At 57.1% G+C, this 12226-nt stretch carries 12 protein-coding genes; 8 read left to right on the top strand and 4 right to left on the bottom strand.

What is annotated here, in order from left to right; translation table 11 throughout:
- Positions 1–32 precede the first annotated feature (32 nt).
- From ACN9M3_RS19975 to ACN9M3_RS19960, 4 genes are all read left to right on the top strand, one after another.
- Positions 33–4436: a hemagglutinin repeat-containing protein gene (locus ACN9M3_RS19975; RefSeq protein ID WP_426323809.1), complete on the top strand. Its 4404-nt coding sequence runs from the start codon at positions 33–35 to the stop codon at positions 4434–4436.
- Positions 4436–4783, top strand: coding sequence for a hypothetical protein (locus ACN9M3_RS19970; RefSeq protein WP_426318417.1), 348 nt, complete (start codon positions 4436–4438; stop codon positions 4781–4783). The genes ACN9M3_RS19975 and ACN9M3_RS19970 overlap by 1 nt, the downstream gene beginning before the upstream one ends.
- A gap of 637 nt (positions 4784–5420) precedes the next feature.
- Positions 5421–5801, top strand: a complete 381-nt coding sequence (locus ACN9M3_RS19965) for a hypothetical protein (RefSeq protein WP_426318416.1) — start codon at positions 5421–5423, stop codon at positions 5799–5801.
- A 31-nt stretch (positions 5802–5832) separates the two neighbouring features.
- Complete coding sequence (locus ACN9M3_RS19960; RefSeq protein ID WP_426318415.1) at positions 5833–6255, top strand: hypothetical protein; 423 nt, start codon at positions 5833–5835, stop codon at positions 6253–6255.
- A gap of 621 nt (positions 6256–6876) precedes the next feature.
- Here ACN9M3_RS19960 and ACN9M3_RS19955 read toward each other — a convergent pair.
- Positions 6877–7077, bottom strand: a complete 201-nt coding sequence (locus tag ACN9M3_RS19955) for a hypothetical protein (RefSeq protein ID WP_426318414.1) — start codon at positions 7075–7077, stop codon at positions 6877–6879.
- A gap of 274 nt (positions 7078–7351) precedes the next feature.
- Between ACN9M3_RS19955 and ACN9M3_RS19950 the strand changes: the two genes are divergently transcribed.
- From ACN9M3_RS19950 to ACN9M3_RS19940, 3 genes are all read left to right on the top strand, one after another.
- Positions 7352–8215: a hypothetical protein gene (locus ACN9M3_RS19950; RefSeq protein ID WP_426318413.1), complete on the top strand. Its 864-nt coding sequence runs from the start codon at positions 7352–7354 to the stop codon at positions 8213–8215.
- A gap of 129 nt (positions 8216–8344) precedes the next feature.
- Positions 8345–8701: a hypothetical protein gene (locus ACN9M3_RS19945; protein WP_426162274.1), complete on the top strand. Its 357-nt coding sequence runs from the start codon at positions 8345–8347 to the stop codon at positions 8699–8701.
- A 4-nt stretch (positions 8702–8705) separates the two neighbouring features.
- Positions 8706–9257: a hypothetical protein gene (locus ACN9M3_RS19940; RefSeq protein WP_426162272.1), complete on the top strand. Its 552-nt coding sequence runs from the start codon at positions 8706–8708 to the stop codon at positions 9255–9257.
- On the opposite strand, the gene ACN9M3_RS19935 is transcribed toward ACN9M3_RS19940, so the two are convergent.
- Positions 9254–9925 (bottom strand): CatA-like O-acetyltransferase, encoded by a 672-nt coding sequence (locus ACN9M3_RS19935; protein ID WP_426318412.1) that lies wholly within the window; start codon positions 9923–9925, stop codon positions 9254–9256. The genes ACN9M3_RS19940 and ACN9M3_RS19935 overlap by 4 nt on opposite strands.
- Before the next feature lie 63 nt (positions 9926–9988).
- Positions 9989–10318, bottom strand: a complete 330-nt coding sequence (locus tag ACN9M3_RS19930) for a hypothetical protein (protein WP_426162269.1) — start codon at positions 10316–10318, stop codon at positions 9989–9991.
- A 64-nt stretch (positions 10319–10382) separates the two neighbouring features.
- On the opposite strand from ACN9M3_RS19930, the gene ACN9M3_RS19925 reads away from it, so the two are divergent.
- On the top strand, positions 10383–10760 hold the full coding sequence (locus ACN9M3_RS19925) for a GFA family protein (RefSeq protein ID WP_426162268.1): 378 nt from the start codon (positions 10383–10385) through the stop codon (positions 10758–10760).
- 3 nt (positions 10761–10763) lie between these two features.
- Here the strand turns inward: ACN9M3_RS19925 and ACN9M3_RS19920 are convergent, their stop codons facing one another.
- Positions 10764–12218 carry a DUF4832 domain-containing protein gene (locus ACN9M3_RS19920; protein ID WP_426318411.1) on the bottom strand — a complete coding sequence of 485 codons (1455 nt, stop codon included), beginning with the start codon at positions 12216–12218 and terminating at the stop codon, positions 10764–10766.
- Between the last annotated feature and the right edge of the window lie 8 nt (positions 12219–12226).

Below are 12226 nucleotides of genomic sequence, written 5' to 3'. Positions count from 1 at the left end.
GATCCGCTAAGGCGGGCTCAGTTTAGACGAGGATTTTAACAGATAGGCCTTGCATTCTAGATACCGACGCCATCGGCCAGACAGTCAGCTACTCGTCGGGCAACCTCAGTACTGGCTATGGCAAGTCGAACACTTCCTCGCAAAGCGCGCAGGAGACGGTCACGCAGCACGCCTCCAGCATCGGCGCGCTGGACGGCAGCGTCAAGCTCAAGTCCGGCGAAACTCTGCAAGTGGTCGCCTCCGACATCGCCGCCAAGGAAAACCTGACCCTGATCGGCAAGAACGTCGACCTGGCCGCAGCGCAGAACACCATGCAAAGCCAGGCCAATACCCAGGGCAAATCCTCGGGCTTTGGCGTAGGCTTCACGGTCAACCCACTGGCTGCCTTCAAGGACGCCTACAAGACCAGCACCGAAAACTCCAAGTCCGGCAGTTTCGTCGGCAAGGAATTCGCCAAGGCGGAAGGCGCGGCAGAAGGCGCCGCGGCAGCGCTGGCGGTCGTCAACACCCAGTTCGGCACGAAGAAGACGAACAGCACGCAAAACCACGCCACCAGCGAAGCGCGCACCAGCACGCTCCTTGCCGGAAAAGACCTGACCATCCTCGCCACCGACGGCTCGATTACCAGCCAGGGCGCCCAGATCAGCGCCGAAGGCAATGCCCTGATCCTGGCCAAGGACAGCATCAAGTTCGACGTGGCCCACAACACGGAAAGCAGGTCGCAGGACACCAAGAAGTCGGGCTTCAGTATTGACACGCGCTCGACGCAGGTGATTGGCTCGCTCAACAACAATGGCAAAGGCAACGGCGCCACCGACACCGTGACCGGCACCAAGCTGTCGGTCGGCGGCAGTACCACCATGGCCACGCAGACCGGCGACATCGCACTGACCGGCGCCAGCGTGGTCTCGGACGGCAAGCTGTCGATCAACGCCGCACGCGACCTGACCATCACCAGCGCGCAGGACACGCTGCACAACGCTAACCAGAGCAACAACAAGGCCATCGGCAAGGTGGCCATTTCCGACACCGAGCGCTTCTCCGGCTACCACAACGAAAAGCACAAGGACAACAGCGACCAGGTGACCCAGGTAGCCTCCAACGTCTCCAGCCTGAACGGCGACGTGAACCTGACCGCAGGGCAGAAGTACACCCAGGCGTCGAGCAACGTCCTGGCCGGCAATGACGTCAACATCACCGCCAAGTCGATCGACATCACGGCGCTGCAAAACACCGGCAGCCACCAGGAATCGAACAGCGACCTGAAGATCGGCACCTTCGCCCGCATCAGCTCCCCGTTGATTGACCTGGCCAACAACGTCGAAGCAGCGCGCAAATCCGACGGCCGCCTGAAAGAGATGCAGCGCATGGCCGCCGCCGCCAACGGCTACCAGGCCTACAGCGCGATCGAGAGCCTGAGGGGAGGCGCCGGCAGCGGCATCCTGGTCAAGGGCGAGGCCGGGATCGGCTTCGCCAGCAGCAGCAATTCCAGCAACGGCAACGACAGCACAGCGCAGGGCAGCACCATCAATGGCGGCCGCAACGTCAACCTGACGGCCACCGGCGCCGACATCCACGCCACCGGGGCCACGCTCAATGCCGGCAAGACCCTGAGCCTGGACGCAGCACAGAACATCGTGCTCGACGCCAGCCAAAGCACGCTGCACAGCGACGGCAAGAACAAGAGCTCCGGCGTTGAAGCGGGTGTTGGCTTCCAGGTTGGCGCACAGACCGGCGTGTACATCTACGCCGCAGCCAACATGGGCAAGGGCCACAACAAGAACGACAGCACGATCAACAACAACACCGAGCTCAAAGCCGAGACGATCAACATTCGCAGCAAGGGCGACACCACGCTGAAAGGCGCAACGGCAACGGCCAACACGATCAACACCGACGTTGGCGGCAAGCTGGCCGTGGAAAGCCTGCAGGACACCAGTGCGTTCGACAGCAAGCAGTCCAACGTTGGTGTACGCGTGCAGGTCGCGATCGGCAACGCGTGGAGTGCTTCGGGCAACGTGTCTCAGCAAAACGGCAAAGGCACCTACGCCGGCGTTGGCCAGCAATCGGGCCTTTTCGCAGGTGACGGCGGCTACCACGTCAAGGCCGACACGATCGACCTGAAAGGCGGCGCAATCGCCAGCACCAATGCTGCGGCCTCCGAGCTGACGACCAACAAGCTGACCACGTCGAACATCGAAAACAAGATGACCTACTCGGCCAGCAACGTCAGCGTGGCTGGCGGCACTGGCGGCGGCAGCAAGTTGCTCAGGGGTGAAGATGGCAAGATCCTGCCGGTAAGCCAGCAGACGCAGGCCTTCGGCACGGCCAAGGACGGCAACGTCGCGCCAGGCCTGCCGATGGTAGAGAAGGGCAGCGACAGCTCCACCACCTATGCCACCGTCACCGACGGCAAGATCACCATTGGTGGCGTGACGACCAGTTCCGTCAAGGACCTGGGCATCAACACCGATGCGAGCAAGGCCAACACTGCACTCGACAAGCTGCCTGATTTGCAGAAGCTGCTGAAGGATCAGCAAGCTATGTCGGCCGCAACAGGTACCGTGATTGCGACCGGCAAGCAGATTGCCGGCGACATCGCACTCAGTGCGGCGAAGGCTGAAAAAGCAGCGCAAGAGACGCTGAAAGATCCGAAAAGCACGGACGAACAGAAGTTGGCTGCCACGAAAGCAAGCGAAGAGGCGCAAAAAACTCTGAAAGATTGGGGCTCGGGCGGTATTTACAGTCGCGCACTGAATGCCGGTGTTGGCGTCTTGACCGGGGTAATGGCTGGGCAGGGCGGCGGCCAAATCACAGCTAATGCCATTGCGCCAACAGTTGCCAAAACGATTGGCGACATCGCTGGCTCACTTCAGGCAGAAGCTTTCCTCGAGGCTCGCGAGTTAGAGAAGCAGTCGAAGCAAGCGATGATCGACGGAAATCCGAAAGCGGCAGCCGAATTGGCGGCCAAGGCTGCCGAAGCGGATGCGACTGCAGCAAACTGGAGCGACAACGGCATTTACCGGGTCGGTCTGCACTCTGCAACGCAAGGGCTGCTGGGCGGGCTGGCCAACGGTCAAGCGGGGGCCCTGGAGAGCGCCGCCGGTGTCGTGGGCGGCAATCTTGGACAGCAACTCGGCGAACAGCTGGGGCGTGTCGAAGCGAAGAAGCTCGGCCTGACCGGCGAAAAGGCCGACGCCTTCATTAACGCGTATCAGAACACCGGCGCGGTTATCGGTGGAATGGTCGCAGGCGCAGGTGCCGCGAGCATATCGAGCAACGCCAGCGACGTCAGTGCGTTGCTGGCTGCTGCGCAAGGTGGCCAGTCCGCGGGAACGGTGGATGATTTCAATCGTCGACTCCACTCTGGCGATCGAGAAGTTGCCAAAATTCTGGCGAAAAGAAGCGACGGCAAGTATACGGAGCAGCAAATCCTGGATGCATTGCGTTATGCCGGACTGAAGGATAGCAAGGGCAATATCATCGTTCCGGAAAACCATGCGGAAACTTTTGTTAACTCCCCTGAACTCAGCAAAGATGGCGTACCAGTCAACATTATTACCCGAGAGTCGATAGTGTCCACACTTAAGGATGACGGGAAAATGCTCTTTACTAGTGGCGACGAACACACGCTGGTAGAGAAGGTGCCGACTAAGCCAAGCAATGACATGATCGCGTACATCCTCGACAATACTGGTGGTGTTAGCAGCCGATATGCTCTGACGCCGGGGCCGAACTATGTCTACACTCAGTCGGGTTATGTGGAATTTGATCGTAGCGCTGGCCAATATCGCGACGGAGCCACCGGAGCAGCCGTCGCATTTGTGCCTCCTGCAGTTGTCGACCCCTGGACTCCGAGCTTAATCGAAAGTGATCGAGGTACTCAAGATTATCGAGCAAGACAAACATATGAAACTGAGCGACTCATGAATATTGCTTCGCTGCCATTGGGGTTGGCAGTTAGAGGGGGCATACTGCTCGGTGGAATAGATGATCTATGGAAATCAGTTCGTGCAGCGAATACAGTTTATCGTGAAGTGGAGCTTGCCAGTGCCGGAGGTAAGGCGCTTGGAGAATTCGACGTAGTCGTGCAGGGACTACTAATCGAGGATAAGTCCGGGCGTGGACTAAAAGTTATTAATCCTCGGACAGGACAACCGCAGCAGACCGCAGTTGAATGGGCAGAGAAGCAAGTCTATGATAAAACGGTCGTACGCTTGACAAATTTGGAAGACGTTGCGGTGACTACACGGCCAGCTGCTGCTTCAGGAAGTGAGGTGGTTCCGTCTCTTGAAGAGATCAAAGGATACAAAAACTTGGTGTTTAGGATTGAGAGTGTCAGTCCGGAGTTGAAGCCGGCCGTTGAGTTTCAGCTCAGCAGATTACGAGCAAAGTATCCACTATGGAGATTTGGCGTTGAATATGGAGGAAATTAATGACTGTTTCGTTGATTGTATCGTCGCCAAAGTCTGATGAGTATCGAAACTTCTATATCCCTTTGGCAACAGAAGAGGTTTTTCGGCGTATTTGGCTGACGGCAGCGAAGGAGACCAATGCTTTTTGGTTGCCGATGTTTGAAACCGGCGTTGACGTGAGTGTCAGTGATTTTGAAGAGGTTTCTGGTGAGTTAAATTTATTGCGCCGCTGGGTTGAACATCAACCCCAGACTAATATCCCTAAGTCTGAGAAGGACAAAGTGCTTGAGCGAATTGAGGCTCTTCTAAAGGGGCTGAATTCGCTAAGCCTGAATGGTAGCAGCTCACTGACAGTCTTCATTGGATAAATTGTTGCCCGTCCACACGTCCACAAAGGATTGGGCAACAATTAAAGCAGCGATTTTTCAACGAAAGTCGCTGGTTGATGGCACCTCCACGGTGCAAACCTGGCATGTCCTGTCCAAATGATCAATAAGGGGAGCGGGCCGCTTTCTCAGAAAAGAGGCGCGAATCTCGTGGACGCCGGCTGATGCGAGCCGGTCGCCTAGGAGGACCGCGCCATTTATTTGTCCACTTTTAAAGCAGATCACCATAGATCGCGATGAGTTGACGATCGCGGCCGCGGCGACCGTGGAAAGCGCCGTTACTCTTCGAACCTGCGAACTACATCAGCGTCGGCGTATTCGAAACCCAGTCAGCAGGCAATCCCACGCCTCGAACCACTCCACGCGCATTGGCATTCGTCGATGAGGGTCTATCCCTTGTCAAACCTCGTCCGGCGTCACGCCGTCCAAATGTGCATGCGGCCGAATGAACATCATGTGCGGACTTTTCCCATTCTGTGGTCGTTGACGCGGTAGCGACGAAAGCGGGAAAATCTGAGGTGGCAAGTCGTGACCTCACGGAAGCCGTTATGATGAGATAGCCTGGCCGAGATTTTTGCATAAAACGTTACAGGAGAGGTCATCGTACCTAAGAAGCCAATTGAGCCTTTATTTACATATCAATTTTCCTAAAAATCTGGTCAGTGCGGCAATGGTACAACAAGAAAAAATTCCGTGTGTTTGTCGAGTTGGCCGAGAGTTCGAAGTTATCATTTCTCACCCGCTACCGGAGGTAATTGGTTTGGTACAAGGCTGGGACCGGGATTTGCTAGAAGAGCGGGCCATGGCTGGAGGCGGAGGGCAATACACCCATTATGAGAATGGAACTATTACATTGGAGGAAGTGCAGCCCAATATTTATAAGATTGTCAATCTCGCGCTCTTTTATGCACGGTTTGGTTGGTGTCCTATACTAGAAAATAGACAATATTCTCCACCTGGAAACTTCTGGGATGACGAAGAGGACACAATTGGGAGATAGACTCTATCACGACTCCCGCGCGGGGTAAGCAATGATTGATGCTAGAACAATAGATTGGCTGGTGAAGCTCGTAACCTCATTTGACGAGATGGGCTTTGCGGGCAAGGACTTCTTTTACTTGATTAAAACGATGTTGATGGAGCAGCGTATTTCATTTAATGAAATGCTGTCCTCTGCTGCTCAAGGCGTTGGAACTCGAGTGCATGAGGGGTTAGAGTTCGTTCTCGAAGAGGATTTAGATCATCCGGACGAATTTGATGGGGTCGTATTCGTTATTGGTGAGTACGAAAGCTCAATTTTGCCGATTGCTGACTATGTCTACCTGATTGAATTATTATGTCGCTCTTATCTGCTCGAATTCCCAAGTGAAGAAAGCAGAATTTTGGCGAATTTAGATCGAGTAAGATCACGATACTTCGATGCGACGAACTCATCCGAGCCCAATGAACAATAGTGTGGTCCTGTGCAAATGTTTAATAAGCGAAGTGATTCGTTTAAAATAGTCCGCTTTCTCAGAAGTAAACTTAAACAAGGTAGCGGAAGACGCCTTTGTCGCGGCGCAAGGGGATTATCAATTCGGCACCGAAAAGTCGGCTATGCGCGACTGGCTGGATGACTGACCTGGTCAATCCCAGTTGTGCCCAGTGTCGTGATTCTTCTCCAAATGACCATAAGTGAAGCGAGCCGTGGGAATAGTCCGTTTTCTTTGAAGTGAGGAGTGATTTTCATGGGCGCCGGCTGATACCAGCCGGTGTTTGCAAGGGGGCGCGCTTTTTCTGACCCATGTTGTGTAGATTCCAATCAATATGGTCGGTGCGCCACCTCGGCGGCTGTTCTTGCCGAAACTGCAAATAGCGGCATCGTCGCCGTATTCGAAAGCCAGTCAACAATACAGGCCGCGCCTCGCTTCCTGTGCTGCGGCGCTTGGCCTGCATTGGTTTGGCGCGACGATAGGCCAGAATTCTTTGGCTCCACCAAATGCCTAGCATCTGACTCCAATGGAAAATGCCAATAGGTCAACGCATCTCTTGCGGCGATCATGTGCTTGAGCAAGAGATATTCTCACCAAATGTCACTAAATGACGGCAAGCTCGTTCAAATGTTGGGCTATTTGTTCTAAAAGCTTAAGGGAATGTAAGCCGGACAATTGATTTTGGGGCGATGCGCCGCTATACTTCATAGCTGTAAAAAATGCATTGATGAAATGTTTGGTGCCATTGTGTAATTGCTCTGCCGCATGCACGGCCAGCCAATTGCCCGCAAACGAACCCTTCAATTAAGTAGTCGCCGTAAGTCTGGAAGCCTCGTCCGCCGCCCTTCATGCGGGTGGGGGGCGCGGCCGACGTCCTGCACGGACCCGCCGCCTGGTCGGTGGGCTCATCAATGTACCCCTCAATTAAAAAGAACGCGCGAGTCCAGCGAGGCTTAGTCACGCCCTTTGGGTTCGCGCATTGGAGACTGAATCTCACTCGAGGAAAGCTGGTTTCATGAGGTATCTACGCATCTCATGGATCGGATTTGGATAGTTGCGTAGTTTTTTGAAGAAGAACATGAACATTAAATTTCTTTCGTTGGCAGTAGTCTCGGCATTTACGCTGGTTGGTTGTGGAGGTGGCGGCGGCGATAGTACTTCCGCTGCTGCTTCGGGTGCCGGCGGTAGCTCGGCTTCCGTAACCAATCCGCCTGCCCCAGTCAATCCGCCACCAGCCGAAAGTAAGCCGGCCAATTCGGGCTCTGTCGACGCGCCTTTCGTTGCCGGAGCAAAGCCACGATTCCTGATGACTGGCCGCTTGGGTCAGATGAGCGGAATTGCATCACCTTTAACGCAGACAAGTGATGGGGCAGTGACGGTCATGGGAAGCACCACTCTGACCGGAACGACAATTGCAACCCAGGATATTTCTGGTAACGCGAGCTTCGCTCAAGGTCGTTGGAGTGTCGGCACGGCCAAATTTTCCAGCAGCACCTGGACGATGACCGGCGATTCCTTTGACGCGTTTCACTACTCTGTTTACAACAGCCTCGAGACCCTGCCAACGAATGGCAGCATGACCTGCAATTCCGGCAAATTCACCAAACCGGGTTATTCTGGAGGAACCGTACGGTCCACGGACTACTTTGGTACGTCTACCGGCAGCGCAAGCGTTACTTTTGATGGGGCTGGCGCGAATGTATCGTTAATGATCACCACCACCGGTGCTGGCGCCAGCGGTACGGTCAATCTGTCAGGCACGGTCAAGACCGGCAATGCCACTTATATCTCGGGTGGGTTGGGCGGCACCGGCAATGGTGGCATGGTTGCAGTCGGTGATGCGGGCAACGGTGCAGTGAACGTGATTGCGATCTATAACGTGGTCGTGGCGAACGAGAACAAGACTAGCTACAGCGGTATTGCAACGTTTACCTGCAAGTAATTGACTGGCGCGAAGCCGGCGTCACTGTTCGGCTTCGCTAAGGTCAAGCGTGCGCCATCAAATAAAATTATTTGATAAGTGAAATTCTGAGAGTTTCTAAGGCCCCCTTGGCGGTTACCATACCGCGCTATGCGTCAGGTCTTTGTCACAACTTGCGAGCTCGAATACGAGGATGCATGGGATCGATTGTCCCGTGCAGGCATCCCGGTATTCGAGCCTTCCAAACCGTCGAAAGAAGGACGGGTACTTTGCATCTGGCTCGCACACCAATATGACGATGCGGTCGAGCTGCTCCACAACCCCCTGCACATCGTCGCTACCGCAGTGACGGACGAAGAGTTCAAACGCATCCAGGCTGCGGCCGATGCGCGCATGGCACGAACTCGCGATCACGCCTGGGAGCAGTCGCTCAATCGTCTCGTCGCATGCGCTTCGCTCCTGTTGTTGTCCGGGCTCGTCTACATCACCCTGCCAAGCGTGCTTTAAGCCGATGACGGAACTTTTCTCGGTCATTCGCATGGCCTATGCCGCCACGTTCGCCGATGCGGTTGCATCCTCCGCGAGCGCCCATGTGGAAGCGGCACTGCGTCGCGACGACGGCAGCCTTGCGCTCGATGGCGAGTATGACTTGCCAATGCGGGCCGACCTGGTTCCAAGGTGGGGCTCGCAGGCGGGCAAGTTGCTTACGGTCGACTCGCACACGCGCATGCAGTTCAGCGTGCACACCTTGCCGCTTCCTCCAGCCATTGTCTATGTCGCGCCTTTTGTGTGGGACGATGTCGCCTTGCGTATCGGCGGCCTGGCTCCGCAGCAGGTCGGTGCGGTGCTGGCGCCGTGGTTCATGGATTGGTTCGATGCGGAGGATGCCAATCGGCTGAATGAAGAGGGGCTGTTCGGCGTAGTCCATTTTGCGAGCGATCCGCGGCCGGAAGGCGCCATGGTCGCGGTCGAACTGGATCTTGGTTCGGCGCCTGTACAGGCGCTGGAAGATTTGCTGGCGCGCTTGGCTGCAGCAGGCGCACGCGACATCCGCCTGGCCTAGGCCTGCATGATTGCGGCGAGTTCGGCGGCTACCTGTTCGGCGAACAGGTGAATGTGATAGCCGTCGACGAAACCATGATGCGCTTGAACCGAGAATGGCAGCTCAAGGCGCCCGGCGCCAGCATCCCGGAATTTGCCCCATGCGAACGATGGAATATCCGGCTGCGCCAGTACGGCGGTGGGATGCTGAATTGACGTGAAGTTCAGCCACTGTATGCAGGTGACGAATACCTGCTCCTTTGCTTCGCGCGGCGTCATGCTGCTGTATTTGCGATTCAGTGCTTCCATATTCGATGCCTGTTCGCGTGCTGCCAGGCCGCGCGCTACGAACTCGCGCAGGTCGTCCGACCATTCGAACTGGGCGAAGTTCAAGTCGTCATATTGATTCTTGACCGTGAAGGACGGTGTCAGGCGCTCGATGCGAATCACTTTGCCGTCCAGGATGCGGTAGCGGAAATTTTCCACCTTCAGCACGGAGCGCAGCACGGCGCACAGCATCACGTGGAATGGCGGCAGGCCTTGCTCTTTGCACCAAGGCCGGAAATCCGGCAACTCCAGTACGAAGGTCAGGTTCAGCGCGGGGCTGTCCATGCTGTCGAACAGCTCGAAACGGTCGAGGCGGCGCTGCAAGGAGTTGTTAACGGTTTCTGTGGAAAAGTCTGTTAACAAGGAATCCCTCCGTCTGCTAAAGCCATGATTCTAATGAGAATAATCTGGCTGCTCAATTTTGCGTCAACTCAGGCGTCCGAAGGTCAGGAAGATCCAGGCGGCGGCAATCACCACCATCCCGGCCACTGTCACGCACGACCAGGTGAAGAAATAAGCTGACAGCACGGTGGCCTGCAGCGCGCGTTCGAACAGGCAGCCCAGCCCAAAGTCAAAGGTCGCCATGACGGTCCAGCGCCGGAAATAAATCGGCAGGTAACGGCTCATGTACTTGTTGTGCTGCAGGGCGGCGTGGCGCTCGATCACGTTGCGTGCCGCGCTGACATCCTTGAACAGCCAGTCGAAGAAGATGAAGCGGTAGAGCAGGGTGCGGAAAGGCATGGCTTCGGTCGTCATGTGCGTCTCCCTTGGGTGCCTGGATATATTATCATTCCCGACATTCCTCCAAAGGAGACTAGGCATGACGGAATATCTGCGCGGTAGCTGCCTTTGCGGCGGTGTCGAATACAAGGCTGAGAAAAATTCGGTGCACAGTGCGAGCCACTGTTATTGCACCATGTGCCAGAAGCAGCACGGCGCCGCATCGGGCACGTATGCCAATGTCGCCAGCTCTGGCTTCAGTTTCGAAAAAGGCGCCGAGCTGGTGACGGAATTCCATTCTTCCGACCATGGACGGCGCGGTTTCTGCAAGGTGTGCGGTTCGACCCTGACCTGGCGCAGCACGCAGGCGCCGGACCGTATCGCTATCACGCTTGGCACCATGGAGCCTGAATATGATGGCCCGGTGCAGCGTGAGCTGCACACGGACACCAAGCCGCGCTGGCTGCCGACTGCCTGACGCCTAACGGCGGCGCAGCGTTGCCACTGCCAGCGTGCCGTCGCCGGCGCGTTCGCCGATGGTCCATTTCAAGGGCGCGCGCGGCGAGGCGCTGGTATCGCGCGCTGCCAGCCGCAAGAGGTAGTCGCCCGTCGGTAGTGCCGGTAGCGTCCAGTTGTCCTGGTAGCTGGCACTGGCGCCGCCGCCCAGAAGGGACTTCAGCTGGGCGGAAGTCTGACCCGTCCACACCACCGTGCCGGAAGCATTCACCAGTTCCGCTTTCACCAGCCACGTTTCGTAGGCCGGTGCGCTGCCGTCGTTGCGCAGCGTCGTTGTCAGCGTCAGCGCGCCGCCGGCAGTGAGGTTGACGGTGCTGCTGGCGACGGCGTAGCGATAGCCTGATTCGCGCGCCATCATCAGCAAGTCATTCTGTTCGGCCACGGACAGCGCACCCCAGCGCTCGGCATCCGGCCGGCTGGTCTCGAAATTCCCGTTGCTGAACAGCGTGATATGGAAGGCGGCGGCCTGCTGGCGTGCCGTGGCGGGATTGTTCTGCGGATCGCCGCTGCTGAACGGGCAGAATTCGGACACGAACGGCGCCTTCTGCCATTGAGCCGCAAAGGCCGCCCATTCGGCGGGACGGTTGGTCCACTGGTCGAAATAACCGTAGCGGCTCAGGCAATCCGCGCGCAAGCCTACCGGCCGGCTCGTGATGGTTTGTTCCAGCAGGCCGAAGGTCAGCGCATCCTTGCTGGAGTAGGGGATGAACATCACGTGCTGCTGGTTGGGGAATGCCTCGAAATGCATCTTCGCATATTCGCGTTTGCTGGCATCGGTCGCAGGCGTGATGCCGGCCGGTGGGTTGGCGTAGGCGCTGGAGCGCAGTGCCCATTCGCCGTATTGGCCGTACATGCCCACGTCGATCCATGCGAGGTCCGGATTGTTCGGGCCTAATGCGCTGGCCAGCGCGGTGAGAAGGGCGCGTGAGCGCTGTTGCAGCCACGGGTCGTTCCAGTCGGGGATGAAGGTCTGGCCGGGGACCGTGGTATCGGTGTCGGCCCAGAAGCCGCAGCCTGCCTGGCAATTGGCGTTGTTGACGATGTAGGCCGGGGCATAGACCACGTTGTCGTCATAGCCCGCCATCGTGCGCAGGCGGAAGGCGAACTTGCGGCCCTGGCTCCTTGCCAAGGCAAGGTCGTTCAGGATGGCGCTGAAGTTGTACTGGCCTTCGGCGGTTTCCAGGTCTTTCCAGTAATAGCGGCGGTAGGCGTCCCTGGCCGGCGCCGACTGCGGGACCAGCTCCTGGTTCTGCCAGCGATAATACCCACGCAAGGGATTGACGGTGTCGTCGCTGGCGACGGGAATCGCCGTGTATGTGCGGCTGGCATTCAAGGCAGTCCAGCCTTTCGGGCCGGCGATCGCTGGTGCGGCACTGGCCGCCAGCAGGATGGTTGCAATGATAAAGTTCAGGCGCGGCATAGGGGCTC

Origin of the sequence: Pseudoduganella sp. R-43, from assembly GCF_049913255.1 — a bacterium.
Classification (GTDB): Bacteria; Pseudomonadota; Gammaproteobacteria; order Burkholderiales; family Burkholderiaceae_D; genus Rugamonas.
Note: the sequence above shows the minus strand (reverse complement) of the source record. Positions and strands in the feature narration are given on the sequence as shown.